The sequence below is a fragment of the Microbacterium sp. LjRoot45 genome (genome assembly GCF_964253325.1).
Lineage (GTDB): Bacteria > Actinomycetota > Actinomycetes > Actinomycetales > Microbacteriaceae > Microbacterium.
Window position 1 is genome coordinate 329260 of the sequence record NZ_CAXUQM020000001.1, and the last position, 25829, is coordinate 355088.

Sequence of the window (25829 nt, forward strand, 5' to 3'; positions counted from 1 at the left end):
AGACTCCCAGCGTAGGGGGCGGGGCAGGCGGGAGCGCGCACGCGGCATCCTCCCGCTCCGTCCCGTCGCACCGAGCGAGCCGCGGCGGGCAATACAGTGGTCCGGTGACTTCCCCGCAGGATGCCGCTCCGGCTGCCCGTCCGTACGTCGTGCGTCCCGCGCGCACGGGCGATGTGCGTGGCATCCTCGAGCTGCTCGATCCGTGGGTGCAGCGCCGCATCCTGCTGGGCAAGGAACTCGTGACCCTCTTCGAGGCGGTGCAGGAGTTCGTCGTCGCCGAGATCGACGGACGCCTGATCGGCTGCGGCGCGCTGCACGTCATGTGGGAGGACCTCGGCGAGATCCGCACCCTCATCGTCGCCGAGGACTGGCTGCACCACGGCGTCGGCGGCGCGATCGTCTCCCAGCTGGAACACCAGGCGCGTGTGCTCGGGCTGTCGCGCCTGTTCTGCCTGACCTTCGAGGTCGAGTTCTTCTCGCGCCGCGGGTTCGAGCCCATCGGCGAGCAGGTCGTCGACCCCGACGTGTACTCGCAGCTTCTGCGCAGCCCCGACGAGGGCGTCGCGGAGTTCCTCGACCTCGCGCACGTGAAGCCCAACACGCTGGGGAACACGCGCATGCTGAAGGTGCTCGACCGCGCGTAGGTGCACCCGGCTAGGCGCGTCCCCCCGACGCGCGCGACGCCGCCGCTTAGCCTGGACGGGTGAGCACTCGCCGACCCACCCCCGCCGTCTACCGGCGTCGGCGGCTTGCGGTGCTCCTCGTCCTCCTGCTCGTGATCGGCGGCGCGGTCACGCTCGCGGTGTGGCGGCCGTGGGAGGTGCCGGAGGCGACCGCTGCTCCTTCGCCGCGTCCCTCCACTCCGGATGCCGCGGCCTCCGGCCCGACGCCCACACCGACGGACGAAGCCACACCGGAGGCCACGCCCGAGGTCACGCCCGAGGTCACGCCGGAGGCGTCGCCCAGTCCGTCCGCGACCTCCATCCCGGTGTGCACGTCGGGGGACGTCGTGGTGGCCGCCGTCACCGACCAGGCGTCGTACGGCTCGGGGGAGAAGCCCCGACTGTCGATCGAGCTCGAGAACGTCGGCGACAACGCGTGCGCGATGAACGTCGGCACGGCCGCGCAGTCGTTCACGATCTCCAGCGGAACGGATGTGTGGTGGCGGTCCACCGACTGCCAGACGGAGCCGAGCGATCAGATCGTCCAGCTGCAGCCGGGCAAGAAGGTCACGAGCGCCGAGCCGCTCGTGTGGGACCGCACGCGCTCGTCGGTCACGTCGTGCGACGACGACCGCCCGGCGGCGCTCGCGGGGTACTACAACCTGGTGGTGACCGTCGGCGGGATCGATTCCGAGGAACGTCAGTTCCGCCTGCGCTGATGACTCGGCGGCACGCGCTTCGCTGTCTCCGCTTGGCTGGGACCGTTCACAGCTTCTGAGGACATTCTCATCATTTGTCCCCCGAAAGGTGGACACCGGGCCCCAGAGGTGTGCGTACTCTTGTACTAGCTCCCATTCGGTCAGCCCCCGTTGTCCCCAGCGACGGTCATCGAGATCAACCCCAGAGATCTCGAACTCGGATCTTGACCATGGTGAGCCTAGGGCCCTCTCGAGTTTCCCAGTCCCCAATGGGGGGATCGAGAGGGCCCATCTCTTTGCCTTGGGCGAGGTGGCTCCGAGGTCGCGCGCGTTCGACGTTCCACACCGGCGCTTAGGCTGGACGCATGGCCGGCAAGAAGAGCGCGAAGGGCAAGCCACCGCTGGAGTTCCGGAACCCGCAGCTCGCCGACGCACTGCAAACGCAGGACATGGCCGCGGTCGCGTTCGCGCTCCGGCACGGGCCCACGGTGGTTCCACTCCTGCGGCCGGGGCAGCGCGACAATCCGCTCGACGCGGGCGAGGTGTGGACCTACCGCGATCCGAACACCGGCGACGTCGCCCTGCTGCTGTTCAGCGACGCCGCCCACAAGCCGGCCGCCCTGCCGTCCGCGGTGGCCCTGCAGTCGCCCGGGTGGCTGCGCGCCTTCTTGGGTGTGCACGGCGACGAGATCACGACGGTCATGTTCGACCTCGCCGGCCCTCATCCGATGCAGGCCTCCCCGGCCGACATCATCGCCGCCCTCGACGCCTGACGAGTTCCGGCCTCGCGTCGCGAACTCGACTGTGCACAGTCTCCTCGCGAGAATTCATATATGAGTTAGCGTGAGACCCTACGGCGATGCGGAGGGGACGAGACGTGAGTGTGGCGAAGAACGAAGAAGGGCGTGTCGCACCTGCGGCGGTCGACGAAGCGGATGCGCGGTTCGGCGCACACCTGGACGCCGCGTGGGAGCACCTTCTTGCACGACGCGTCGAGGCGCTCGAGGCTGTACCGGAGTTCGGCTTCGGGTGGCTGCTGCGCTGGGATGAGGTGGTGCCTGCGTGGCTGTATCCCGACCGTGAGGGAGTGCTCGGAGCGTGGCAGCACGCGGTCGACGAGTTCGTGGCGATCCGTGCCGCCGTGCCGAACGTCGTGTCGCCGCGTGTTCCGAGGGTGTGACGCGCGCGGCTAGAACCCCGGGACGTCGCCGGCGTCGGGGCGGTGGAGGCCGGCGAGGTCGCGAAGCGCGCCGGCGAGATCGCGCGACGACGTGTCGACGATCGACCGGTAGCCCAGCCGTTCGGCCTCGCCGCGACGCTGCGCATGCTGCGTGACGGCGCGCACTTCGCCGGAGAGGCTCAGCTCCCCGACGGCGACGAGCCGCTCCGGGTTGGGGCGGTCGCGGACCGCGGATGCCACGGCCAACGCGATCGCCAGGTCGGCGGCCGGCTCGGTGAGGCGCACACCGCCGACGGTGGACACGTAGACGTCGTGCGTCGACACGGCGATGCCCGCGCGCTTCTCGAGCACGGCGAGGATCATCGCGACGCGGGCAGAGTCGACGCCGCTGACGATGCGCCGCGGGTTCGGCGCCTGCGTCTGGATCGTGAGCGCCTGGACCTCGACGGGAAGGGCGCGACGCCCCTCGAGCGCGATCGTGACGCACGATCCCGGCTGCCGCGAGCCGTGGCCGAGGAAGAGGCTGCTCGGGTCGGGGACTTCGGCGATTCCGTCTCCCGCCATGTCGAAGCAGCCCACCTCGTCGGTGGCGCCGAAGCGGTTCTTGAGTGCGCGGACGAATCGCAGTGACGTCTGCCGGTCGCCCTCGAAGTGGCACACGACGTCGACGAGGTGTTCGAGGATGCGGGGACCGGCGATCGAGCCGTCTTTCGTGACGTGGCCGACGATGATCACCGGCAGGTCGCGTTCTTTGGCGATGCGGATGAGGGTCGAGGCGACTTCCCGCACCTGGCTCGGGTGCCCGGCGACGCCGTCGCTCAGCGCCGACGACACCGTCTGCACGGAGTCGACGATGAGCAGTTCGGGGCGCACGTCGTCGATGTGACCGAGGATCGTCGCCAGGTCGGTCTCGCTCGCGAGGAACAACTCGTCGTGGAGGGCTCCCGTGCGTTCCGCGCGCAGCCGCACCTGCCCGAGCGACTCCTCGGCGCTCGCGTAGAGCACCCGCCGCCCGGCGCGTGCACTCTGCGCGGCGACTTCGAGCAGCAGCGTCGATTTGCCGACGCCCGGCTCGCCGGACAGAAGGATGGCGGCTCCCGGCACGACGCCGCCGCCGAGCACGCGGTCGAACTCGCCGACGCCGCTCGTGCGGCGCGGGGTCTCGCTCGTGTCGATCGCCGTGATGGGCAGCGCCGCGCGGGCGGGCGTGGTGGCGGTGACGCTGTGCACGATGCCCGTCTGGGTCGTGGCCTCGACGACGGTGCCCCACTGCTGGCATTCGCCGCAGCGACCGACCCACTTCGATGCCGTCCAGCCGCACTCGGTGCACCGGAACGCGGTCGTCGGCGCGGGTCGTCGGGATGCCATCCCCTCAGCGTACGTCGGGCGGCCGACACTCCTCCGTCGCGGGGAGCGGCCCGTCGGCGCGTCAGCGCAGCGAGTCGGCGACCTCGCGCAGCGCCCCGGCCGAGTGCTGCAGCAACTCCAGCTCGTTCGCGGCGAACGAGGTCTCCCGGATCGGCGCCGCGCCCCGGCTGCTCACGACCGACGGCACCGACAGGGCGACGCCGGACACTCCGTGGAAGTCGTCGAGCACAGTGGAGACCGGCATGACCGCGTGCTCGTCCTGCAGGATCGCCTCGACGATGCGCGCGCTCGAGAGGCCGATCGCGTAGTTCGTGGCGCCCTTCCCCTGGATGACCTTGTAGGCGGCGTCGCGCACGTCGACGGCGATCTGGTCGAGCTCTTCGACCGTGAACTTCGGCTGGCCGTCGAGGGGCACCCAGTCGAGGATCGGCACGGTGCCGATGGTCGTGTGGGACCACAGCGGGAACTCCGTGTCGCCGTGCTCGCCGACGATGTACGCGTGCACGCTCGCGATCGAGACGCCCGCGCGCTGCGCGATCTTCCACCGCAGACGCGACGTGTCGAGCACGGTGCCCGACGCGAAGATGCGCTCGGGCGGGAGACCCGTGGACTCCTGCGCCAGCACGGTCAGCACGTCGCACGGGTTCGTGACGATGACGAAGACGGCATCCGGAGCGACGTCGAGAAGCTGGGGCATCATCGTCTTGAGGATGCCGGCGTTCACCCCCGCCAGTTCGATCCGCGTCTGACCGGGGCGCTGCTTCGCGCCCGCCGTGATCACGACGACGTGCGAACCCTTCGCGACCGAGATGTCGGCGCCGCCGATGATGTCGCTCGAGCCCGTGAACTGGGCGCCGTGCGCGAGGTCGAGCACCTCGGCCTCGGTCTTCTCGGCGGCGATGTCGTACAGCGCGACGTGGCGCGCGGAACCTCGGATGAGGGCGGCGTAGGCGACGCTGGAGCCCACCGCACCCGCGCCGACAACGGTCAGTTTCGAGTTCTCGATCACGCTCATGCGCCCAGTCTGGCAGGGGAGCGGACGCCGCGGCCAGCCTCCGCCACGGCATCCCGACTTATGGAGTGACCCAGATCTCGGCGCCGCCGTCGACCGTGAGCACCACCGCGGGCGACGAGCTGGCCGGGGCGTCGAATACGAGCGTTCCCCCGGATGCCTGGCCCGCGCTCAGCGTGCCCATCGGAGGGGACTGCTCTTCCAGGCGCAGGTCGGGATCGGCGGTCACGAAGGTCGAGGCGCTCGGCGCGTAGCGGATATCGATCGACGCGACGTCGGCGGGGTCGCCGCCGGTGCGGGCGATCATGATCTTGACGACGGCGAAGACGTTCCCCTCGGTGGGCGTGGCGTCGGTGTCGGTGGACTGCACGTCGTGGGTCGCGTCGGCATCCAGTTCGGTGACGACGATCGAGAAGCAGCCGGTGACGATCTCGTCGCCCACCGCGTAGGGGTCGGCGGAGGTTCCCGCGGGCGCGTCGGCCGGGGCCGCAGCGCAGTCGCCGTCGGGCTGCGGGTCGGTGCTCGCGGATGTCGTGGGGGCGGGGGTGGCCGGGGCCGTCGCCGACGGTGGTGAGGACGACTCCGTCGGCTGCGTCGCAGTCTCGGCCGCGCATCCCGTCGTGAGCAGTGCCATCCCCACGAGCACCGCCAGCGCCGACCGCCGCAGCGGCTGGCTCTTCATCTCCTCATCCTCGCACCCCGGGCGACAGACGTCGAGGTTCGTGCGTGCGATGGCTACGGCGTGGCCGGGATCGCCGCATCCGCACCGCCGCGGTGCAGCGCATTGCGGATGCCGACGAACGACACCGCCGCTCCGATCACGAGGAGCACCGTCGTGACGATCGCGGCGCGGTGGAAGCCGCCGAGGTCGAGCGCGCCTCCGGTGATCGCCGCGAGCGCCGCGATCACGAGAAGTCCGGCGACGCGGGCGACCGCGTTGTTGACCGCCGATGCGATGCCGGAGCGGCCGTGGTCGGCCGACCCGAGGATGGCGGAGGTGAGAGGCGCCACCGTGACGGCGAGGCCGAGGCCCAGCAGCACCATGCCGGGGAGCACCTGCCACCAGTAGTCGAAGTCGTCGGAGACGGTCAGCAGCAGGAGCGCACCGGCCGCCATGATCAGAGGCCCGACCGTCATGAACAGCCGCGGCCCGAGCCGGCCCGCGAGCCCGCCGATCCGTGAGCTCAGCGCGATCACGACGATCGTCGTCGGCAGGCTCGCGAGACCCGCGAGCGTTGCGCTGAGCCCTGCGCCCTGCTGCAGGTACACCGCCACGACGAAGCCGTTGAGCGAGAGGCCCGCGTAGACGAACAGCGTCGCGATATTGCCGGCGGAGAAGTTGCGGCTGCGGAACAGGTCGAGCGGCAGGATCGGCGCGTGGGTGACGTGCTGGCGCCAGACGAATGCGGCGAGCAGCAGGATGCCGATGGCCATCGGCATCCAGATCCACGGCGCACCCCACCCCGCGTGCGGCTGCTCGATGAGCGCGAACACTGTCGCGCCGAGCCCGAGCGTGCAGAGCGCGGCGCCGAGCCAGTCGACGCGTGCGCCCGGCGCTCGCACGTCGGCGACGCCCATGCGGCCCACCAGCCAGAGGCACACGCCGATCGGCAGGACGTTGATGAGGAACACCCACCGCCACGAGAAGTTGTCGACGATGACGCCGCCGACGAGGGGACCGACGACCATCGCGCTCGTCGTGAGGGCCGTCCAGATGCCGATCGCGCGCGAGCGCAGCGGATCGTCCATCGTGCCGGTGATGAGGGCGAGGGAGCTGGGCACGAGGAACGCCCCCGCGGCGCCCTGGAGCGCACGGAACACGATGAGGAGCGTCGTGTCGGGAGCGAGCGCCACCGCGACCGACGCGATCCCGAAGCCGATCAGTCCGATGCGGAGCACGAGCACCCGCCCGTACGCGTCGCTCACCGCACCCGCCACGAGGATGAGCGCGCCGAGGGTGACGAGGTAGGCGTCGACGGCCCACTGCTGCGTCGACAGCCCGCCGCCGAGCTCACGCGAGATCGCCGGCAGCGCGACGTTCACCACCGTGCCGTCGAGGAACGCGACGAACGACCCCAGCACCGCCACCGTCAGCACCATCCGCTGGGACGTCGTCATCCGCTCCGCCATGGGATCACCGTACGCCCGGTGGGGGACACGGCGGCGATTCGCGGCATCCGTTCCGATGACGTAAACTCTTCGGCGGTGACGTGTCCGAGCGGCCGAAGGTGCAACTCTCGAAAAGTTGTGTAGGGTAACCCCCTACCGTGGGTTCAAATCCCACCGTCACCGCCATGAGAACCCCTGCTGAGGCAGGGGTTTTCGCTTTGTGTAGGTGCGCGTGGTGCAGATTCGGTGAAGAGCTCGCCCGTGGTCGCGTGACCCCTGAAGTGAGATGGGGCTGAGCGCGAAGTTGCGGGCAAGGTATCTTCCGTGGCAGCTCCGATCGAGTCACGCGCCGCGGGCTGTCCATTGCTCTTCGGGCACTCCGGGCCTAGCGTCCATGTCATGTCGTTCGAGTTCGCTGCGACGCTCGCTATCTCCGCGGTGGTGCTCGCCGCCGGTGTGGTGACGGTCGTTTGCCGTCGGCGCATCGCCCGCAACGCATCGGCCATCGGCGCAAGCGGGAGGGGAATGAGCACGCCGCGTTCTGCCGGGTTGGTCGGAGCATTCATGATCGGCATCGCCATCCTCGGTCCGTTGATCGTCCTCTGGATCAACCCCGGAATGGCGACATCATGGCCCGGCAGCGGGCTCCCGATTCGTTGACATCGCCACGTCCCGTTGCCACGCTGATCCCCACGAAGTGAGCACGGACCCGGAGGACCGCATGCAGCGCACGTCCAAGGACAGGTACATCGCCGGCGTCTGCGGAGGGCTGGCGCGGCAGCTGGGATTGCCGCCGCTCGCGGTGCGCGTGGCGGCAGTGCTCATCGCCTCCGTCGCGGTGCCCGTGTACATCGTCCTCTGGATCGCGGTTCCGACGGACGGCTGAGTCTCATATCGACCGAGGCGCCCCCTGGCGCAGTCTCCATCCAGTGTGGTGTCCGGAGCTCCCGGGCTCGTGGCGGCGGACTGCCTCGGCCCCTACTATTGAGCCCCTCTCCCTTGCGCAACCGAGGACGGACGATGATGGATCACGCGGTGCCGAATCTTCCCTCGCGCGACTTCGAGGTCACGGCGGCCTTCTACGGCGCGTTCGGCTTCAGCACGACGTTTCGCGACGACGCCTGGCTCATCCTCGAGCGCGGAAGCGTTCGTCTGGAGTTCTTCCCGTTCCCCGACCTGGCGCCCGAGGCGAGCTCCTTCATGTGCAGCGTCCGCGTCGATGACGTCGACAGCCTCTACCGGCAGATCGCCGACGCAGGAGTGCCCGAGGGGGCCGTGGGTCGTCCACGGTTGCAGCCGGTCGCGCTGCAGCCGTGGGGTCAGCGAGCAGGGTTCCTCATCGACCCCGATGGCACGCAGCTCGCCCTGATCGAGAACGCCTCCTGACCGGAGGCGCCGGGCGCAAGCCCGGTGCCTCCGGCGCGCGCCGCCCCCATCACTGCCGCAGCGACCGCAAGAACCAGTGGCTTTGCCTGCCATTTCGTCGCGGAACGGGGCCTTGAGCGGGCGGTTCCCTCATTGTTCTGGGGGAGCGCGACGCCGTCGCCGTCGCTCCAGGGGCATGCACGCACTGGTCATCGAAGGGGACATGATGACGACCTCCGTTCCACTCTCCCGGCGCACACCGTTGCGGCGCGGACGTGGCATCCTGCTCGTTGGGCTCGTCGCGGTTGGGCTCGTGGCCGGGGTCGTCGGTGTGCCCGCGGAACCGGCGGCCGCCTCCGTGAACCCTCCCAATACGACGATCCGCGCCACCAACACGTTCTACGCCTACGCGAACGCGAGCGAGAACATCGACGTCACCTTCGTAAAGGTAGCGCTCAGCGTCACGTCGAATCAGCCGATCCGCATCCTCGCGCCCGACGGCACGGTCACCACGTGCACCCTATCGGCCGGTGCCGTGGGTTCGACATGTGCTCGCACGAACCTCACGTCGACGGTGGCGGGAATTTGGACCGTCACCTACACGCAGCCCGCCATCGCCGGTTCCGCGGATCAGAGCCGCTGGACGATCAACGTGCAGGCCGGTAACACGACCATCCCGGGCCGGGTCTGGTCGGACTCGTACGCGATGTACAACGACACGTCGACGAACGTGAACCTCTGGTACCGGTCGTCGACCGGGTTCCTCTACTTCGCTCGCCACTACGCCTATCGCGGTATCGACAGCGTCTTCCGCGCGAATCAGTTCGGCATCGTTGCGACAGGGACATGCACTCCCGCGTACCGCAGCAAGGAACAGAACGACACTGCCCGCGTCGTATCGGGCACGGAATGCGGCACGCCGTACCACCTGTTCTTCGAACTGCCCGCGACTGACCTGCCCGAGACCGCCGTCGACGGTCAGGGGACGACCCACTTCGTCTCTCCCGTCATCCGCACCGTGGAGCTCACCGACCTGGTGCTCACGACCGACGGGCCGCTCACGCGAGAGGGCCAGTTCACCTTCGACTCTGCAAACCACATCGGAAGCGTCGAGATCCTCGTCGACGCGGATGCCGACGGCAGCTACGGCGGCCCACTCGACCGCCGCCTCCCCGTCGCCATCAGCGCCGACGGCACCCACACCGTCGCTTTCGACGGACTCGACGGTGCAGGGAACCCGATCCCGCACGATCGACGGTTCACCGCGAAGGTCGCGCTGGCGCGCGTGGGGGAGATCCACTTCGTCTCCAGCGATGTGGAGGCCCGCGGCGGGCTTCGCGTGGACACCCTGAACGGACCCGCCGCCAACACGTCGACGCTCTACTGGAACGACTCCGCTTTGAGTACGGCGGGGCGCAACGCCTCCTGCCTTCCGCCCGTCATGAACGGATCCGCCGGTTACAACAGCAACCCCGCGGGCGGGTCGGGCGTCCACGGCTGGCCGTGCGTCTCAATTGCGGGGAACACGTGGGGCAACAACCGGTCGATCGAAGACTGGACGTACCAGCCCGTCGACATCAGCTCCACCGCCGTGATCGCTGCCGTCGCCAACTACAGGGTCCAGAAGACCTCCACTCCGGCATCCGGCACGGCGGTGAAGCCGGGCGACACCATCGCCTACACGCTGACCGTGCAGCAGACGGGCAACGCTCCGGCGAACGCGTCGTTGACCGACGACCTCTCCGACGTGCTCGACGACGCGACGGTCGGTACCGTCGCCGCGTCGTCGGGCACGGCGACCCTCTCGGGATCGACGCTCGCCTGGAGCGGCACCCTCCCCGTCGGTGGAACGGCGACCGTCACCTACACCGCGACCGTCAAGGACCGCGCCGGTCTCGCGGCGGACGGTGACTACCGTCTCGACAACGTCGTCACGAGCGAGGGATGCCGCGCCGCACCCCAGTGCACGACGACTCATCCGGTGGGTACCTACACGGTGGAGAAGACCGCCGATCCGCCCCACGCCACCGATGTGTACGTCGGAGACTCCGTCACCTACACGGTGACCGTCACCCAGGTGGGCACGGGGGCCGTGACCGGCGCGTCGTTCGACGACGAGCTGATCGGCGTGCTCGACGCGGCCACGTGGGACGGCACGGTGACCGCCTCGGCGGGCACGGCATCCTTCGACGTCTCCACGTCGACGCTGTCGTGGGCAGGCGACCTCGCCGTCGGCCAGACGGCGACGGTGACCTACTCCGTGACGGTCACCGACGACGGCGACGCGGAACTGATGAACATCGTCATGAGCGACGGCTGCATCCAGAAGGTGCGCTGCGAGACGACGCACAACGTGAAGACGCGCGTGTTCGACATCGGTGTGCAGAAGGTCGGACTGGACGACTCCGGCGAGTTCGTGCTGATGGACGGTTCCCGCTGGGCGATCTTCTCCGCGCGCGTCGGCGGCACGGCCGTGATCGCCGACCTCCCCGCGAGCGGCTCGGGATCCGTGGGGGAGTTCGCCGCTTCGCTCGCCCCGGGCACCTACTGGCTCGAGGAGACGCGCGCGCTCGACGGTTTCTCGCTGCTCGCCGAGCGGGTCGCATTCACGCTCGCGACGGACGGCACCGTGACGCTCGGCGCCGGCGCCTCCTCGAACGTCACCCTCGTCGGCTCCGCTGACGCTCCCATCATCCGCGTCGAAGACGTGCCTGCTCTCGACCTTCCGGAGACCGGCGGCACCGGCACCGCACCGCTCTACCTCGTGGGCGGCGGCCTCCTCCTCGCAGCGCTGTGCGTGCTGCTGATCGCCAGCGCTCGTCGACGGTCCGCCACCCACGGCATCCGACGCTCCTCCTGACCCGACACCGGCAGTACCCGAACCCGCAGTACCCGAACCCGCAGTACCCGAATCAGCAATACCCGAACCCCCTGAGAAGGAGACGTCCGTGCACAGCCTCACCCGGCGCGCCGTCCGCGCCACGATCACCGCCACGGCCCTGGCGGCCGTCGCGATGATCGGCCTCACCGCCCCCGCCCACGCGGCCCCGCTCGTCGACCCGGATCAGACCGGTTCGATCACGGTGCACAAGTTCGAGAAGCCCGCCGCGGCCACGGGGCTCCCGAACAACGGAACCGTCGTCGACACCAGCGGGCTGACACCGCTCGCCGGCGTCACCTTCGAGATCCGTCCGGTGAACCCCATCGACCTGTCCACGAACGCGGGGTGGGCAGACGCCGCCGACCTGGCAGCCGAGTTCGACGCCTCCGACGCGGAAGGCTCCGTGACGGGTGCCGGGTACACCTTGGGCGCCGCGACGTCGGAGGTGACTGCGACCGACGGCACGGCCGTCTTCGGCGACCTCCCGGTCGGCCTTTACCTCGTGCAGGAGACGGCATATCCGTCGGGAGTGACGCCCGCGGCGCCTTTCCTGATCACCGTGCCGCTGACCGACCCCACCGGCTCCGACACCTGGATCTACGACGTCCACGTCTATCCGAAGAACTCGCTGACCGAAGCCGCGAAGACCGTCGACGACCTGGATGCCATCCAGTTGGGCGACGAGGTCGTGTGGACGATCACGGCCGGCATCCCGAACGAGTCCGTCATCGACGGCTACAAGATCGTCGACCCGCTCGATGCGAGCCTCGACTATGTCGACACGCTCGTGACCCTGAGCAACGGCGCGACGATCACGGAGGGTACGCACTACACCGTCACCCACGACGCCTCGAACGCGGTCACCGTCGAGTTCACCGCTGCCGGCCGCGCCGTGCTCGCCGCGAACAACACCGCCGACGTCGTGGTCGACGTCGTCACGACGGTGAACACCGTCGGCGAGATCCAGAACCAGGCCCTCGTCTACCCGAACGCCGCCAGCTTCGACATCGACCCGGGCGAGCCGGGCGGCCCCGCCGAAACCAACGTGCCGGAGACCCGCTGGGGCGGCATCACGCTGGAGAAGACCGACGGCACGAGCGCTCTCACGGGAGCGAGCTTCCAGGTGTTCACCTCGGCCGCCGACGCGGCCGCGCAGACCAACCCTGTGAGCCTCGGCGGACAGACCACGTTCACCGTGACCGCCGCCGACGGCACGCTGACCCTCTCGGGGCTGCGCTACAGCGACTTCGCGGGTGACGCGACCGTCGCCCCGGGCGACCCCGGCTACCTCAGCTACTACCTCGTCGAGACTGTGGCTCCCTCGGGCTTCGAGCTGCTGGCCGAGCCGATCCCGTTCACCGTCACGGCTGCGACCTCAGCCATCGGCGTCGATCTCGAGGTCGTCAACGTCGCGCACAACGCCGGGTTCGAGCTGCCGCAGACCGGTGGCACGGGCACGGGCCTGCTGTACGTGTTCGGCTTCGCGCTGATCGCGGGTGGCGTGCTCCTCCTGGTGCTGCGTCGCCGTACCCACGCATCGCGCACGCGGCCCTGACCCGCGCCCCGCGATCGAGGCGATCGACTGAGAACGATCGCCCGGAGGGGGTGGCTCCGGCCACCCCCTCCTCCCACGCCTCCGACGCGGAAGATCTCAGCATGACTCTCACCGCTCAGCCGCCTCCACCCGCGCGAACCCGCGCCGCCGCGCGCGCCGCGCGCGCCCGTCGGCGCTTCTCCGTGGCCCATGGCGTGGCGGCCGTCGTGCTGGTGCTCGGCGCCGGCACGATGCTGTACCCGTCCGCCGCCGCCTGGTTCAGCGATCGGGCGCACGCGACGGAGGTATCCGGCTATGTGAGCGACGTCGACGCCGCGGGCGACAGCGCCCTGACGCGCGCCCTCGACGCCGCCCTGGACTACAACGCCCGTCTCCCGGAAGGTCCGTTGCGCGACCCGTTCCTCCTCACCTCCGACGGGACGGCCGAGTCGGTCGAAGAAGGTCGCGACGAGTACCTGTCGCTCCTGCAGTTCGGCGACTCCCCAACGATGGCGCGGCTGCGCATCCCCGATATCGGCGTCGACCTCCCGATCGCGCACGGGACGGATGCCGACACCCTCGCGCGCGGCGTCGGGCACCTCTACGGTTCTTCGCTGCCGGTCGGCGGTCGCGGCAGTCATACCGTGCTGTCAGGCCACTCCGGACTCCCCGAAGCCACGCTCTTCACACACCTGAACGAGCTCGAGAGGGGCGATACCTTCGCGATCGACGTCGCAGGCCGGACCCTCACCTACCGGATCGATCAGATCCTCACGGTCGACCCTCGCGACGGCGACGCCCTCCGCCGAGTGCCGGGGCGGGACTACGTCACGCTCCTGACCTGCACACCGATCGGCGTCAACACCCACCGCCTCCTCGTCCGCGGCGAGCGGGTCGCGGATGCCAGGGGCGACACGACCGCACGTGCCATCGCACCGCAGGCCGCAGATCCCGGGTTCCCCTGGTGGGCGCTGGGCGCGGCGGCCGCGCTCGCGGTGGGAACGGCTGTCGCCTGGCCGCGGCGTGCGCGCGCAGGCGCGCTCACGCCAGCCGACAGGCATCGCCCCGGCGAGTCACGCCGCTGAGGGCCGGCGCACCTCAGGCCGGCGGAGTCGTCAGCGCCCGTCCGTGGGGGTCGAGTCGGAGCGGTTCCGTCGCGAACGGTGAGGCGGCGTCGCGGTCGGAGTCGACCACGACGGATACCTCCGCGTCGTCGTCCTCGGGAAGGAGACGGATCGTCACGCGGTCCCCGGCGTCGGTCGTGCGCAGGCGCTGTTCGAGCGCACTGGCGAGAGGGCGTCCGATGGTCTCACGGTCGGTGTCGCCCTCCCCGAGCAGCAGCACCTCCACGCCGCGGCGGCGTGCGGCGCGGATCTCGGCGGTGAGTCCCGGCTCGCTGAGGCGTGGGCAGCGGAGGTGGTCGCGGAGCGCAGCCTCCGCCATCCTCACCTCGCGCTCGAGCTCGGGGGTGAGGGTCCGCGTCTGCACCACGCGCTCGAGCACATGGTGGGCGCCGGATGCCGAGATCGAGTTCCTCATCCGGAGATCGGCGAGCAGGCGTTCCTGCTCCTGCAATGCGCGCAGCTCGGCGCGCGCGTTCGCGCGGAAGCCGGCCTCCCGTCGCGCGAGGTGTCGGGCGTAGCGCAGCCACGCCAGCGCCAGGACGACGATGAAGAGCGGATAGAGATCGACGAGGAAGGTGACGGGCGCATCGGGGACGCGCACGGACGCCGTGACGGTGCGAAACGCGAGGAGGATTCCGGCGACGCAGGTGCCGAGTGCGCCGTGCCCGAACAGGATCACCATCGTGCAGAGGAACACGGCGGTGGTGAACAGTGACGGCTCGTAGGCCGGGGTGCCGACGAGCAGCGCGACGGAGGAGGTGATGGCGCCCCCGGTCAGCATGAGGAGTTCACGAACGCGGGGCTGCCTGTGCACGCGCCGCTCCCACGGGAGGAGCAGTCCCGCCGCACCGATCACCGCGCCTGTGAATGCCATCCAGAGCGGCCAGTTCTCCGGCTGCAGCAGTGTGCCCTTGAGCAGCGCACCAGCGAGAGGCGCGGCGATGAGTCCGGCCGTCACCCAGAGGAGAGGGAGGCGAGCTCTGCGTCCGATGAGTGCGGCCGTGCTCATGTCGTTCCGTCGCCGTGTCTCGTTGACCGAACGCCGCCTCGAAGCGAGGGGTCCTCCCAGCGCAGGAGCACGCTCGTTCCCCGGCCGGGCGCGCTGTCGATGAGGGCATCGCCGCCGGGCACGTCGCGCATACGTCGCAGGATGGACGCTCGGATGCCCAATCGATCCTCGGGCACACGCCCGATGCTGAAGCCGGGGCCGTCATCGGTGATTCGGATCTCGATCGTTCCTGCTCCGATACGCCCTGCAACGCGGACGCTGTGACCAGGCGCGTGCCGATTGCTGTTGCGGATCGCCTCGGCCATCGCTTCCCGTGCGGCCTGAACCGCCTCGGCGGCTACGGACTCCTTCGCCGCCCCGACCGTCGGGTCGCTCTCGACATCTACCGCGACATCGGTTACGCCGAGCGAGCACGCCGCATCGACGATCGATCGGCGTGCCTCGACGGCGACGAGACCGGTCTCCTCGCCCAGTGCCTGCGCGTCGAGCAGAAGCAGTGCCCGCTCCGCCATCGAGACGATGTCCGGCGGAAGTGCGACGGCATCCTCCCGTCCGAACAGCGCGACTCCGTTGAGGGCGCCGAGCACGTGATCGTGCGCGCGTCGTGCCTGTGCGCGCTCTTCACGAATGCGGGCCTCCGCGGCCGTCGCCCGCCGAGCACGCCGCTCCCACCTCTCCTGGAGTGCGAAGTGAGCAATCATGCGCGAGCGGAAGAGCACGAAGATCATGACGAAAGTGACGTTCATGAACTGCACCACGGTGAGCACCAGCATCACGGGCGGCACGCGGTGGTGGCCCAGCCAGAACCCGAAGGCGGGGGTCAAGGCCAGCACCGCGGCAAACACGTTCACGCGAATCAGTTGCCGTTCCAGGGACGCCGCACCCGGGCTGGGACAGCGCAAGGCCAGCAGGCAGAGGTAGACCGCCGTCAGCATCCACGTCGTCTCCCAAATCTCCGCCCCTACGGGGTAGTCCGTGTCGGGTGCGGCGACGAACGCGGTGACCTGCAGACCCACCCCGACCACGGGAATCGACAGCCACAGGGTGTCGAGCGCGCGCGGCGTCAGGAGCCGAGACGGTGCGGCGGCGAGAACGACGAAGAGCAGCGCGAGGCAGGCATGTCCCCAGAGCCAGGCATCCACGCGCTCGCCCGAACGTTCGAAGTGTTCGACGAGCCACCAATAGCTCACCATGAGCGCACCGGCGAGACCGAGGAGCCTGCTCAGCGTGCGGTCGAAGACGGCGAGCCTCGCGGTGGAGACCGGCATCCTGCTGTCCATCGGCGCGCCCCCAGCATCTTCGCCTCTGTGTCGCTCCCCAGTATGGAACCTGGGCGCCCCACGCGACGAGGTTCTGGGCCGTGCGACTACTCGATGCGGGGGGTGGGCCCTGGGGTGCGGGAAGGTGGAGACCCTCGGTTCCGGTGTCAGGACGCGCCGAGCAGCCGCTTCTTCTGGGATGCGAACTCCTCGTCGGTGAGGGCCCCGGCCTCGCGGAGATGCGTGAGTTGCGTGAGCTGCTGGATGACCTCCGCCGTCGACGGGGGAGCGACAGGGTCGGCCGTCGTCCCAGGTGAGACGGAGCAGACAGGGGATGCCGAGGCTGCGTCGAGCGCCGCCCACCGCTGCTGCTGTCGGCGGTGGGTGCTGCCGATCACCCGTGTGGCCACACTCGCGCGGGCGGCGGTGCGGAGCAGGCTCACGGGACCTCCTCCCCGCCGACGGCGCGGTGGAGATCGGCGATGTCGACGCCGCCCGAGAAGATCTCGACGCCCCCGATGCGGGCGAACGCGTGCGCGGCGACGGCGAGGCTTCGATCCTCGTAGACGATCACGAGGGCGAACTGATCTCGCGCGAGTTCGACGGCGATGTCGTGGAGGTCTTCGGCGTCCAGCAGGTCGGATCGCGCGGCCTGAAAGAGCTGCATGTCGATGCCCCCCGGCTCCTGCAGGTCATCGAGGTGCACGGTGATCGGTCGTCCCGCCGGGTCGAGCGCGACGGCCGCGATGTCGAGCAGTTCGATGGTTCCTGCGGCGACCGCCGCCGCGACCGCGGACAGGCCGGTGCTGAGCGGTGCGCCGAGCGGGATGGCGAAGACGGCGTAGTCGACGGGGCCCGCGAATGTGCTGGTGGCCATGAGGGCCTCCTTCAGGAGTGAGGGCGTGGCTCGATCCTAGGAACGGATGGGTCGACGCTTCAGGCCCGGGGGAGGGATTCCCCTGGTTCGAGGGGTTTCGTCGAGCAGATCTTGTGACTCGCGTCATAGCGAGATTCACTCGCCCTGAACCACCCCGGATGACTCCGGCGACCCCCATCGCCGGCGCGGGGCGGTCTGGAGCCCCCAATGCCCAGTCCGCCCCGTTTCGCGGCGCTCGCACGCTTTCACCCACGGGATCCAGTGGTTCTCGTCCCGTGAGGATGCCGGGGCGCCATCGGCTGCTTAATGTCGGCGCGGGGGAGCGTTCTGCCTGCCCGCTTTCGGGCGGAGGCGTGGCATTCCCCGTGCCCGGGCGGCGGAGCAACCTCGCCCGGCATCCGCATCTGTCCCACGAGGAAGTCTGAGTCACCCGTGAAGTCCCATAGAAACCTGCGCCGGTTCGCGGCGTTCGCCGCTGTCGCGGCCCTCGTCTCCGGCGCGGTCGCGTTCGCGACGACCGCGACCGCCGCCGTTCCTGAGCCCGCCGTGTCCGCACCGTTCTCCGCGCCGCTGTGCGAAGGTTCGACCACGTCCAATCCACGCGCGGCGAGCGGTCCCGTGAGTGACCTCTCGCGCGTGTTCGGTCAGCGGCTGACCGACTACAACGCTGGTCGGATGGTCGTGCTCTACGACGGACTGGGGGAGAACGGGACGGCGCTCCCGGTCTGCGGCACTCGTTACGTGGAGGGCGTGGGTGCGGTCTCGGAGTGGATGTACTGCACGGACTTCACCTCGCACACCTGTTCCACCACCGACGCGTCGGGACGGCTGACGGAGGAAGGCGTCGTCGTGCCCGGGATGGAGGATCTCGAGTCCAACCCGCGACTGTCGGCAGATCAGGAGCGTCTGATCCGCTACCTCCTCACGACCGAGATCCGCATGATCGACAGCGACGGCGCGCACCTTACGGCGAATGGAACGCTCCGGGAACGCCAGACGCGGCAGCGGGCCATATGGTGCATCTCCGACGAGTTGTCCGACCTGCCGGCGTATGTCCGGCCATTCTGCCTGACCAACCTGTCGGCTGCCCAGCAGCAGGCGATGCTCGACGCGATCCCCGCCGACCCGGTGCTGAACCCGACCCTGGAGCTCGCCGGCGGTCAGACGGCGGTCGCGGTCGGTGAGGAGGCGCGCATCACGCTGGAGACGAACGTCACCGGCATGCCGATCACGATCGACGCACCCGGTGCGACCGTGGCCGTGTGCGCCACGTCGACGGATGCCGCGACCTACAGCGGCGGGCAACTGCTCATCGACGCGGCGGCGGGCGCGACCGTGAGCGTCGACCTGTGCCTCACGTGGAGCGCGGCCGGAGACCACACGGTCACCGTCGGCGCCGAGAGCGTGGGTGCGACGGCCGATCAGCTCCACTGGGTGCAGTCGCCGGGCATCGTCGGCGGCGTGCCGTGCCAGGTGTACTCGGCCTTCTCGTCGACCGCCCCGGCAGGGGTCTCGGCCACGCTCGACGTGCCGGTGACCGGCTCCACCGAGCCGACCCCGACGCCGACCCCGACGCCGACGCCGACGCCGACGCCGACCCCGACGCCGGAGCCCAGCCCGACCGCGACGCCGGAGCCCAGCGAATCTCCGACTCCGGCTCCCTCGGAGACCGCCGCGCCGACACCGGCGCCTACGACGCCCGGGGGCGTCGGGGATGAGTCCGACGAGTCGGACGGACCCGACGGCACCCTCGCGGTGACCGGTGGGGTCATCGGCTGGAGCACCGCATTCGTCGGCGCTGCGGCGATCGCGCTCGGCGTGATCGTGCTGCTTGCCCGCCGCCGCGAGGCGGAGAAGGCCTGACCTTCGCGATGACGTGAGACGGCGGCCCCGGGAGACTCCTCCCGGGGCCTCCGTTCGTCGACGCCCCGGCATCCCACCCCCTTCCGCACGCGGTAGCCACTGCTTCCAGTGGTCGAGCGGCCGGGGTGGCTGTCGCATCTGCGGGTCGGCGCGATACCGTCACCGCAGGAGAGCCCGGGAGGATCGCATGAGTGCACGCATCGGTCTCGTCGACGACCACCCCTGGATCGTGCTGGGCGTCACCGCGATCATCAACGCGCAGCCCGGGATGCGCGTGACGGGTGCCGCCGGCAGCGTGACGGCGCTCTTGCAGTTCGGGAGCCGCTTCGATGTCGTGCTGCTCGACCTCCAACTCGCCGACGACTCGTCTCCGCGCGACAACGTCCTGGCCCTCGCGGCATCGGGGGCCGTCGTACTCGCGTTCACGAGTGGTGAGAACGCCGCCCTCGTGCGCGAAGCCGCGCGGGCGGGGGTGGCGGGAATGCTGCGGAAGTCCGAGCCGCCGGCGCGGATCGTGCGGGCGATCGAGGTGGCGCTGGCGGGCGAGACCGTCGCCACTCCCGACTGGGCCGCTGCACTCAGCGGTGATCGAAGTTTCGTCGACGCCCAGCTCACATCACGCGAGGCGGAAGTGCTCGGCCGGTACGCATCGGGTCAGACCGCGGATCAGGTGGCCGCTGCTCTCTTCGTGTCACGCGACACCGTCCTCGACCACCTCCGCCGCATCCGGCGGCGATACTCGTTGGTCGGGCGAGACGCGCCGACGAAGGTCGATCTGCATCGCCGCGCCGTCGAGGACGGGCTGGTCTCTCCCGACGCCTGAGCCCGACCCTGCCGCGACGCTGTGGGTGCGGAACCGGAGACCGCGTGCGCGGGTGAGGCCACCATCGGGGGCGGCCTCACCCACGTCACTCAGAGGTTGTCGGCGACGACCCAGTGGGTGCCGACGGTCGCGTCGTTGTCGATCTCGCCCGTCACGTTGCCGAGCAGGTTGTTGTCGCTGATCATCAGCACATCGCCGTAGCCGTTCTCGATGTGGATGGCGTACGACTGGGAGGCGACGAACGAGTCCATCGGTCCGATCCGGTTCCCCTGGATCATGACGCCGTCGGCACCGTCGCGCAGCACGATCGCGGGCTTGCGCGAACCGCCGCCGAACGAGCGCGAGTTGCCGGCGATGCGCGAGTCTTGGATGCTGACGTCTTCGGCCCCGCTGGTGACGTCGATGCCGATGCCGCCGTTGTTGTAGATGCGGCTCGCGGATACCGTGAGGCCCAGGACGTCGCCCACCACGATGCCGGTCTCACCGGCGCTCGCCGCCCAGGCGTTGGTCAGCACGACGGACTGCGCGGACTGCAGGTCCATGCCGATCTGGGCCTGCGTGTCGGCGAGGAAGTTCGTCAGGTACAGGTAGTTCGGCGGGACGCCGTTGCGCGAGTTCGTCGTGAGCAGGCCGGTGCCGCCGCCGTTGACGTTGATGTTCGTCATGTACGCGCCGCCGACGTTCGTGTCGAGGTGGATGCCGATGTCGGTGGGGTTGCTCGACAGATTCACCTCGAGGTCGGCCATCATGAGATCGCCGATCTCGACGGCGTAGATGGCGGTGTCGACGGGGTAGCTGAAGACCGACTCGATGATGTTGAACTGGCCGCCGCCGTCGGCCTTGATGCCGTAGCCGCCCATCTTGGTGATGGCGGGGTCGGCGTTGTCGCCGAAGCCCATGCTCTGCACGTACACGCGCCAGCAGTTCTTGCAGTCCAGCGCGGTGCCGGTGGCGGAGGTGGACTCGTACGACAGCTCCATTCCGCGCAGCGTCGTCTGGTTCACGACGGCTCCCGTGCCGGAGTCGATGTCGAAGATGTCGGCCGCGGCATCCTGCTGGATGATCTTCACCGTCGCCCGGTTGTTGCCGTAGAACGTGTAGCCGCCCTTGGTCACCGAGAGGGTGCCGTCGATGGCGTACTCCCCGGGCGGGAAGTAGAGCGTCTTGCCTTCGTCTTCCGCGTCGGCGATGCAGGCGGTCAGTGCAGACAGGTTGTCGGTCGTGCCGTCGGGCGTCGCGCCGCAGTCGTCGACCACGTTGAACTCGCCGGGCGTCGGCAGGCTGGCCGTGGCGGGCGAGGCGAACGCCCCCGCGAATGCCACGGCGGCGGCGACAGCGACGGCGCTCGCCGCGAGTGCCCATTTCCTTCTGGTCATGTCAGGTCTCCTTCGAGGTGAAGGCGTCGTCGTCGACGCCTCGACCCGAAGCTAGACCGCGGCGGCGGCGACGGCGCCCGCGAGGTGCAGGGCGGGCGTTCCCACATGCGGAACGCCTCCCAACCGCGTCACCCAGTCCGGCGCCTGCGGTGCCCACAGCACGCCGTATCCGATGCGCGCCCCTGGGTCGTCCTCGCGTCGATACGCGAGGGAGGGCGGCGGCGCCGAGCCCTCCGCGAGCACGGCGACGCCCCGCCCGGCAGCGGCCATCGCGAGGGCGAGCGCGACACTGCCGACGACGATCGGGGGCGCCGCGAAGACGACCCCCGCTGCCGAGAGCAGCGCCAGTTCGCCCGCCACGACGATCTCGGCATCCGCGACCTCTCCGGATGCCGGTCGCAGGCGGATCACCGACTCCGTCCAGCCGAGGCGGTGGTGGAGGGTGTCGTCGGCGCAGCACAGGGGCCCCACGACCACGTCGAACGTGCCGTCGTGCAGTGAAGCGGCCGCGGCGGCGGCGGGCACCTCGGCGAACGCCGGATGTACCCCCGACGGCCAGGCGATCGCGGCGAGGAGCCCGGTGGGCGTCTGCGTACAGATGCCGACGCGCGCCGTGGTCTGTGCGCGCTGCCGGGCCGCGGCCACTCCGGAGTCGATCTCGTCGACGGCGAGCCGCGCGTGCGTGCGGAACGCCTCGCCGGCGCGGGTCAGGCGCGCACCGCGGGGGCCGCGCTCGACGAGACGCACGCCGACGACGCGTTCGAGCGCGGCGAGGTGCGCGCTCACGCGCGACTGGCTGAGATGCAGGGCGTGCGCTGCCGAGCGGATGCCGGCGTGATCGGCGATCGCGAGGAACGTGTCGACCCAGTCGGTCTGCACCGACCGGGCCGCGGAGGCCGTGCCGGGAGCGGGGGAGGGCATGGGGGATGCCGGGGGCCGGCCTCAGTGCATCGCGATGGTCTCGACGGCCCGTGCCTTGTTCCGCATGAACTGGTTGGCGTGACGGGCGAGATCGACGTTGTCGTCCCACAGGTTGCGCCAGACGCCGAGCATGTTGCTGAGCACGGGGTCGACGACGGCCGACGAGAACGACTCGAAGACGATGGGCCCCGTGTAGCCGATGCGGTTCAGCGCGCGGAAGGCGGTGTCGAAGTCGACCGACCCCGAGCCGAGGTACCCGCGGTGGCTCTCGCCGATGTGGACGTAGCCGAGGCGGTCTCCGGCGTCGAGGAAGGGATTCATCATGTCCGATTCCTCGATGTTCATGTGGTACGTGTCGAGGTGGATGTAGGCGTTGGGGTGATTGAGCTCGGTGACGTACGCCACCGCTTCGCGCGCCGTGTTCATGATGTTGGTCTCGTACCGGTTGACGACCTCGAGACCGACCTTGATGCCATGCCCCTGTGCGCGATCGGCGACGCGGCGCATCACCTCCATGCCGTTATGGCGTGCGCGCTCGGTCGCCGGTGCCATGTGCTTCTTGAGGGCGCCGTAGACGACGCCGACGAGCCACTGCGCGCCGAGTTCGGCGAGCACGTCGACGGCGCGGTTGAGCAGGTGCTCCCCGGCGGCGACGGCGTCGGCATCCTCACTGCTGATGTCGGTGGCGTCGCCGAGGCCGAGGGAGGCGTTGATGCCGATCCCGTACTCGTCCATCACCTGGCGGCCGCGCGCCGCATCGAAGGCGTACGGGTCGAGCAAGGGGATCTCGATGAGGTCGTAACCGGCTTCGGCGGTGCGGTGAACGGCACCCCGGAAGCTCTCGGTGTCGAACGAGCCCGACCAGACCGAACCGTGGCATCCGAACTGTGACATGACGAAGCATCCTCTCTGATGGCGACATTGCTGACGATCACACTACAGACAACGTTGTCTGCGCAAAAGACCTGCCGTGCGGCGAGTGGTGGAACTTGATGGTTGACGTCTGAGACAACGTTGTCTAATCTGGCGACAGACGCCACCGACCGTGGCCGTCTCCACCACGACAAGGGAGTCATCGGAAGTGAGCGCGCTGCAGGCCTCGACGGCAGGACTGAACCGTTACCAGGACGACCGTTTCGGCATGTTCGTCCACTGGGGCCTGTACGCGCTGATCGGGGCCAACGAGTGGGCGATGTTCCATGACCGCTGGTCGATCGCCGACTACGAGCGACTCGCCGACCGCTTCGAAGCGCCGCGCTTCGACGCGAACGCCTGGGCGGAGACCGCGGCCGGGGCCGGGCAGAAGTACCTCACGATCACCTCCCGCCACCACGACGGCTTCTCCATGTACGACACGGCGCTGTCCGACTACAAGGTCACCCGCTCGCCGTTCGGACGTGACCCCATCGGCGAGCTCGCCGATGCGTGCCGACGCTCGGGCGTGCGTCTGGGCTTCTACGTCTCGCTGCTGGACTGGCACCACCCGGCCTACCGCGCCGTGCTGCGGGAGCGCAGCGGTCTCGCCTGGGACGACTACGTCGGCTTCCTCCACGGTCAGGTGGAGGAACTGTGCACGCAGTACGGCGACGTCGCATCGTTCTGGCTCGACGGCTACTGGCCCGCCGAGTGGCCCATCCCGCGCTTCCCGAACTGGTTCGCACCGGGCGGCGACTTCCGCTTCGGCGAACTCTACGAGACCATCCACCGGCTGCAGCCCGACGCGGTCGTCATGAACAACCATCACCTGGAGCCCCTCCCCGGAGAGGACGTGCAGGGATTCGAGGGCGACGTGCCCGGCGAGAACACCAACGCCGGGATGAACCGCACCGCCCCCGTGCTCGACGTGCGCGAAACGTGCCAGACCGTCATGACCCACAGCTACGGCTTCCACAAGGACGACCATCACTACCGTCCCGCCGAGGAGCAGCTGACGATGCTGCTGCGCGCGGCCGGCGCCGGCGCGAACTTCCTCCTCAACGTCGGACCCACACCCGAGGGAGAGATCCCGCTCCCGGCGCGTGCGCGACTCGGAGCCCTCGGCCAGTGGCTGCGCACCCACGGCGAGAGCGTGTACGGCACCCGAGCCGGACGCCTAGTGGTGGCCGACAGCCACGGCACCGCGCCGCACGCCGCTTCGTTCGCGACCACGTCGCGCGGCGACCTCCAGCACTACATCCATCTGCTCGACGGCGGCGTGCCGACGTCGTTCCTCGTCGATCTGCCCGCCGGCGTGCACGCTGGTCATGCGGAGGCGACGCTGCTCCACGACCACCAGCCCGTACCGGTCGAGGTCCGCGGCGACGGCGACACCATGCGCATCACGGTGCCCGCCGAACGCCGCACCGGATCGGTCACCACTGTCCGCGTCGACCTTTCCGCGACGTAGACCACGCGCCGGACACCCGCCGGCGCCCGTCCCACACCAATCACTCAAAGGAGAGAAGAGAGGCCTCATGAACAAGCGAATCCTGAGCGGAGGAGCGGCCCTCGCGGTCGCCGTGCTCGCGCTCACATCGTGCGCCGGAGGCGGGAGCCCGTCGCCGAGCGCGACCGAGTCCCGCGGCGACATCACCCTGTGGTATTCCAACGTGCCCGAAGAGAAGGTCTGGGCCGAAGAGGTCATGAAGGCCTGGAACGCCGAGCACCCCGACGAGCAGGTGACGGGTGAGGCGCTGCCGCAGACGTCCGACTCGAACGCCGCCGTGCAGGCTGCGATCGTCGCCGGCAACGTGCCGTGCCTCGTCTACAACATGGACGGTGCCGGCATCCAACAGTTCGTCGCCACCGGCGGCGTCGTGAACCTGTCGGAGACCTTCGACGATGCCGACTCGTTCATCGAGGAGCGCACCGGCGGCGAGCGCGCCACCGGCTACGCGTTCGGCGACCAGTTCTACAGCGTGCCGTGGAAGTCCAACCCCGACATGGTGCTCTACAACAAGGACGTGTTCGCCAAGGCGGGACTCGACCCGGAGGACCCCGGCATCACGACGTACTCGCAGTTCGCGGATGCCGCCAACAAGATCGTCGACTCCGGTGCTGCCGACTACGCGCTGACACTCGGCACGGGCGGCGAGTACTTCTGGAACTGGTGGGACTGGTACCCGCTCTACATCGCCGCGTCCGGCGGTCAGCAGGCCGTCGTCGACGGTCAGCCGAAGTTCGGCTCGGCCGAGGGCGTGGGCGCGGGCGAACTGCTGCGCGGGCTCATCGAGGACGGGGCCATCCCGAAGCAGATCCCGCCGAACACGTGGCCCTTCGGCGAGGGCAACGCCGCGATGTTCATCACCGGCTCGTACACCGTCTCGGCGCTGCGCAACTCCGACAAGGTGACCGACCTCGGCGCATTCCCGGTGCCGGTTCCCGACGGCTCCACGGCATCCGATGTCTGGACTTTCGCCGACGCGAAGGTCGTGTCGCTGTTCAGCAACTGCGAGAACAAGGCGACCGCGTGGGACTTCCTGAAGTACTCGATGTCGGAGGAGAACGACGTCGCTCTGCTCGAGGCCGCGTGGCAGATCCCGCTGCGCCAGGGCATGGCGGAGCTCGACAACGCCGTCTTCCAGGAGCAGCCGGTCGTCAAGGAGTTCGCCGAGCAGGCCGACCGCACCACCGATGTGCCGGTGACCCCGAACGGTGTCGCGGTCTGGCAGGCCTTCCGCGACAACTTCATCAAGGCGGTGTTCAACCAGACGGTGAGCGTCGCCGATGCCTTCACCGCTGCCGACGAGGCCGTCAAGCCTCTGCTGGCGGAGTGATCCGGAGAATCAC

25 protein-coding genes and 1 tRNA gene are annotated in these 25829 nt (G+C 69.6%); 15 read left to right on the forward strand and 11 right to left on the reverse strand.

Annotated elements, in window-relative coordinates; all coding sequences use genetic code 11:
* Nucleotides 1-104: 104 nt before the first annotated feature.
* The 4 genes from ACSQ18_RS01435 (at nucleotide 105) to ACSQ18_RS01450 (ending at nucleotide 2540) form a co-directional block, all read left to right on the forward strand.
* Entirely contained in the window at nucleotides 105-644 is a 540-nt protein-coding gene (locus ACSQ18_RS01435) for an amino-acid N-acetyltransferase (protein WP_436035283.1), read from the forward strand.
* A gap of 59 nt (nucleotides 645-703) precedes the next feature.
* Nucleotides 704-1381 (forward strand): hypothetical protein, encoded by a 678-nt coding sequence (locus ACSQ18_RS01440; protein WP_436035284.1) that lies wholly within the window; start codon nucleotides 704-706, stop codon nucleotides 1379-1381.
* A 344-nt stretch (nucleotides 1382-1725) separates the two neighbouring features.
* Nucleotides 1726-2133 (forward strand): dehydrogenase, encoded by a 408-nt coding sequence (locus ACSQ18_RS01445; protein WP_436035285.1) that lies wholly within the window; start codon nucleotides 1726-1728, stop codon nucleotides 2131-2133.
* Between the two features lie 104 nt (nucleotides 2134-2237).
* Complete coding sequence (locus tag ACSQ18_RS01450) at nucleotides 2238-2540, forward strand: hypothetical protein (RefSeq protein WP_436035286.1); 303 nt, start codon at nucleotides 2238-2240, stop codon at nucleotides 2538-2540.
* A 9-nt stretch (nucleotides 2541-2549) separates the two neighbouring features.
* Here ACSQ18_RS01450 and radA read toward each other — a convergent pair whose 3' ends face one another.
* From radA to ACSQ18_RS01470, 4 genes are all read right to left on the reverse strand, one after another.
* Nucleotides 2550-3908: a DNA repair protein RadA gene (gene radA / locus ACSQ18_RS01455; RefSeq protein ID WP_436035287.1), complete on the reverse strand. Its 1359-nt coding sequence runs from the start codon at nucleotides 3906-3908 to the stop codon at nucleotides 2550-2552.
* Between the two features lie 61 nt (nucleotides 3909-3969).
* Nucleotides 3970-4923, reverse strand: coding sequence for an L-lactate dehydrogenase (locus tag ACSQ18_RS01460; protein WP_144806984.1), 954 nt, complete (start codon nucleotides 4921-4923; stop codon nucleotides 3970-3972).
* A gap of 58 nt (nucleotides 4924-4981) precedes the next feature.
* Nucleotides 4982-5602, reverse strand: coding sequence for a DUF4352 domain-containing protein (locus ACSQ18_RS01465; RefSeq protein ID WP_436035288.1), 621 nt, complete (start codon nucleotides 5600-5602; stop codon nucleotides 4982-4984).
* A gap of 53 nt (nucleotides 5603-5655) precedes the next feature.
* The gene (locus ACSQ18_RS01470; RefSeq protein ID WP_436035289.1) at nucleotides 5656-7050 is read right to left on the reverse strand and encodes an MFS transporter; all 1395 of its coding nucleotides are present in this window, start codon (nucleotides 7048-7050) and stop codon (nucleotides 5656-5658) included.
* Between the two features lie 74 nt (nucleotides 7051-7124).
* On the opposite strand from ACSQ18_RS01470, the gene ACSQ18_RS01475 reads away from it, so the two are divergent.
* The 7 genes from ACSQ18_RS01475 to ACSQ18_RS01505 all read left to right on the forward strand — a co-directional run bounded on the left by ACSQ18_RS01475 (nucleotide 7125) and on the right by ACSQ18_RS01505 (nucleotide 13894).
* Nucleotides 7125-7215 (forward strand) — tRNA-Ser (locus tag ACSQ18_RS01475).
* A gap of 213 nt (nucleotides 7216-7428) precedes the next feature.
* On the forward strand, nucleotides 7429-7689 hold the full coding sequence (locus tag ACSQ18_RS01480; RefSeq protein ID WP_436035290.1) for a hypothetical protein: 261 nt from the start codon (nucleotides 7429-7431) through the stop codon (nucleotides 7687-7689).
* Nucleotides 7690-7726: 37 nt separating this feature from the next.
* Nucleotides 7727-7915 carry a PspC domain-containing protein gene (locus ACSQ18_RS01485; protein WP_436035291.1) on the forward strand — a complete coding sequence of 63 codons (189 nt, stop codon included), beginning with the start codon at nucleotides 7727-7729 and terminating at the stop codon, nucleotides 7913-7915.
* Nucleotides 7916-8049: 134 nt separating this feature from the next.
* A complete protein-coding gene (locus ACSQ18_RS01490) occupies nucleotides 8050-8415 on the forward strand; it encodes a bleomycin resistance protein (RefSeq protein ID WP_436035292.1) in 366 nt (121 codons plus the stop codon).
* Between the two features lie 205 nt (nucleotides 8416-8620).
* On the forward strand, nucleotides 8621-11254 hold the full coding sequence (locus ACSQ18_RS01495; protein ID WP_436035293.1) for an LPXTG cell wall anchor domain-containing protein: 2634 nt from the start codon (nucleotides 8621-8623) through the stop codon (nucleotides 11252-11254).
* A gap of 88 nt (nucleotides 11255-11342) precedes the next feature.
* Complete coding sequence (locus ACSQ18_RS01500; protein ID WP_436035294.1) at nucleotides 11343-12830, forward strand: SpaH/EbpB family LPXTG-anchored major pilin; 1488 nt, start codon at nucleotides 11343-11345, stop codon at nucleotides 12828-12830.
* 101 nt (nucleotides 12831-12931) lie between these two features.
* A complete protein-coding gene (locus ACSQ18_RS01505; RefSeq protein WP_436035295.1) occupies nucleotides 12932-13894 on the forward strand; it encodes a class C sortase in 963 nt (320 codons plus the stop codon).
* Between the two features lie 13 nt (nucleotides 13895-13907).
* Here the strand turns inward: ACSQ18_RS01505 and ACSQ18_RS01510 are convergent, their stop codons facing one another.
* The 4 genes from ACSQ18_RS01510 to ACSQ18_RS01525 form a co-directional block, all read right to left on the reverse strand.
* Nucleotides 13908-14942: a hypothetical protein gene (locus ACSQ18_RS01510; protein WP_436035296.1), complete on the reverse strand. Its 1035-nt coding sequence runs from the start codon at nucleotides 14940-14942 to the stop codon at nucleotides 13908-13910.
* Nucleotides 14939-16210, reverse strand: a complete 1272-nt coding sequence (locus ACSQ18_RS01515; protein WP_436035297.1) for a sensor histidine kinase — start codon at nucleotides 16208-16210, stop codon at nucleotides 14939-14941. Before ACSQ18_RS01515 ends, ACSQ18_RS01510 begins: the two co-directional genes overlap by 4 nt.
* Before the next feature lie 158 nt (nucleotides 16211-16368).
* Nucleotides 16369-16644, reverse strand: a complete 276-nt coding sequence (locus ACSQ18_RS01520) for an SHOCT domain-containing protein (protein ID WP_436035298.1) — start codon at nucleotides 16642-16644, stop codon at nucleotides 16369-16371.
* Nucleotides 16641-17078: a hypothetical protein gene (locus ACSQ18_RS01525; protein WP_436035299.1), complete on the reverse strand. Its 438-nt coding sequence runs from the start codon at nucleotides 17076-17078 to the stop codon at nucleotides 16641-16643. Before ACSQ18_RS01525 ends, ACSQ18_RS01520 begins: the two co-directional genes overlap by 4 nt.
* 432 nt (nucleotides 17079-17510) lie before the next feature.
* On the opposite strand from ACSQ18_RS01525, the gene ACSQ18_RS01530 reads away from it, so the two are divergent.
* Both ACSQ18_RS01530 and ACSQ18_RS01535 read left to right on the forward strand, forming a co-directional pair.
* A complete protein-coding gene (locus ACSQ18_RS01530) occupies nucleotides 17511-18941 on the forward strand; it encodes a hypothetical protein (RefSeq protein ID WP_436035300.1) in 1431 nt (476 codons plus the stop codon).
* A gap of 187 nt (nucleotides 18942-19128) precedes the next feature.
* Nucleotides 19129-19764 carry a LuxR C-terminal-related transcriptional regulator gene (locus tag ACSQ18_RS01535; protein WP_436035301.1) on the forward strand — a complete coding sequence of 212 codons (636 nt, stop codon included), beginning with the start codon at nucleotides 19129-19131 and terminating at the stop codon, nucleotides 19762-19764.
* Between the two features lie 89 nt (nucleotides 19765-19853).
* Here the strand turns inward: ACSQ18_RS01535 and ACSQ18_RS01540 are convergent, their stop codons facing one another.
* Genes ACSQ18_RS01540 through ACSQ18_RS01550 form a run of 3 tightly spaced genes read right to left on the reverse strand, consistent with a single transcriptional unit; the run spans nucleotide 19854 to nucleotide 22955 of the window.
* A complete protein-coding gene (locus ACSQ18_RS01540) occupies nucleotides 19854-21140 on the reverse strand; it encodes a glycosyl hydrolase family 28-related protein (protein ID WP_436035302.1) in 1287 nt (428 codons plus the stop codon).
* 51 nt (nucleotides 21141-21191) lie between these two features.
* Nucleotides 21192-22061: a LysR family transcriptional regulator gene (locus ACSQ18_RS01545; protein ID WP_436035303.1), complete on the reverse strand. Its 870-nt coding sequence runs from the start codon at nucleotides 22059-22061 to the stop codon at nucleotides 21192-21194.
* A gap of 21 nt (nucleotides 22062-22082) precedes the next feature.
* Nucleotides 22083-22955 (reverse strand): sugar phosphate isomerase/epimerase family protein, encoded by an 873-nt coding sequence (locus tag ACSQ18_RS01550; protein WP_436035304.1) that lies wholly within the window; start codon nucleotides 22953-22955, stop codon nucleotides 22083-22085.
* A gap of 187 nt (nucleotides 22956-23142) precedes the next feature.
* On the opposite strand from ACSQ18_RS01550, the gene ACSQ18_RS01555 reads away from it, so the two are divergent.
* Both ACSQ18_RS01555 and ACSQ18_RS01560 read left to right on the forward strand, forming a co-directional pair.
* The gene (locus ACSQ18_RS01555) at nucleotides 23143-24447 is read left to right on the forward strand and encodes an alpha-L-fucosidase (RefSeq protein WP_436035305.1); all 1305 of its coding nucleotides are present in this window, start codon (nucleotides 23143-23145) and stop codon (nucleotides 24445-24447) included.
* Nucleotides 24448-24514: 67 nt separating this feature from the next.
* A complete protein-coding gene (locus ACSQ18_RS01560) occupies nucleotides 24515-25816 on the forward strand; it encodes an ABC transporter substrate-binding protein (RefSeq protein WP_436035306.1) in 1302 nt (433 codons plus the stop codon).
* Nucleotides 25817-25829: the final 13 nt, after the last annotated feature.

Excerpts from the sequence above, each read along its gene's own strand:
- ACSQ18_RS01445 (WP_436035285.1), top strand. The coding sequence starts at position 1,726 with ATGGCCGGCAAGAAGAGCGCGAAGGGCAAGCCACCGCTGGAGTTCCGG.
- radA (WP_436035287.1), bottom strand. The coding sequence starts at position 3,908 with ATGGCATCCCGACGACCCGCGCCGACGACCGCGTTCCGGTGCACCGAG.
- ACSQ18_RS01460 (WP_144806984.1), bottom strand. The coding sequence starts at position 4,923 with ATGAGCGTGATCGAGAACTCGAAACTGACCGTTGTCGGCGCGGGTGCG.
- ACSQ18_RS01465 (WP_436035288.1), bottom strand. The coding sequence starts at position 5,602 with ATGAAGAGCCAGCCGCTGCGGCGGTCGGCGCTGGCGGTGCTCGTGGGG.
- ACSQ18_RS01470 (WP_436035289.1), bottom strand. The coding sequence starts at position 7,050 with ATGGCGGAGCGGATGACGACGTCCCAGCGGATGGTGCTGACGGTGGCG.
- ACSQ18_RS01480 (WP_436035290.1), top strand. The coding sequence starts at position 7,429 with ATGTCGTTCGAGTTCGCTGCGACGCTCGCTATCTCCGCGGTGGTGCTC.
- ACSQ18_RS01490 (WP_436035292.1), top strand. The coding sequence starts at position 8,050 with ATGATGGATCACGCGGTGCCGAATCTTCCCTCGCGCGACTTCGAGGTC.
- ACSQ18_RS01495 (WP_436035293.1), top strand. The coding sequence starts at position 8,621 with ATGACGACCTCCGTTCCACTCTCCCGGCGCACACCGTTGCGGCGCGGA.
- ACSQ18_RS01505 (WP_436035295.1), top strand. The coding sequence starts at position 12,932 with ATGACTCTCACCGCTCAGCCGCCTCCACCCGCGCGAACCCGCGCCGCC.
- ACSQ18_RS01510 (WP_436035296.1), bottom strand. The coding sequence starts at position 14,942 with ATGAGCACGGCCGCACTCATCGGACGCAGAGCTCGCCTCCCTCTCCTC.
- ACSQ18_RS01515 (WP_436035297.1), bottom strand. The coding sequence starts at position 16,210 with ATGCCGGTCTCCACCGCGAGGCTCGCCGTCTTCGACCGCACGCTGAGC.
- ACSQ18_RS01525 (WP_436035299.1), bottom strand. The coding sequence starts at position 17,078 with ATGGCCACCAGCACATTCGCGGGCCCCGTCGACTACGCCGTCTTCGCC.
- ACSQ18_RS01535 (WP_436035301.1), top strand. The coding sequence starts at position 19,129 with ATGAGTGCACGCATCGGTCTCGTCGACGACCACCCCTGGATCGTGCTG.
- ACSQ18_RS01540 (WP_436035302.1), bottom strand. The coding sequence starts at position 21,140 with ATGACCAGAAGGAAATGGGCACTCGCGGCGAGCGCCGTCGCTGTCGCC.
- ACSQ18_RS01545 (WP_436035303.1), bottom strand. The coding sequence starts at position 22,061 with ATGCCCTCCCCCGCTCCCGGCACGGCCTCCGCGGCCCGGTCGGTGCAG.
- ACSQ18_RS01550 (WP_436035304.1), bottom strand. The coding sequence starts at position 22,955 with ATGTCACAGTTCGGATGCCACGGTTCGGTCTGGTCGGGCTCGTTCGAC.
- ACSQ18_RS01560 (WP_436035306.1), top strand. The coding sequence starts at position 24,515 with ATGAACAAGCGAATCCTGAGCGGAGGAGCGGCCCTCGCGGTCGCCGTG.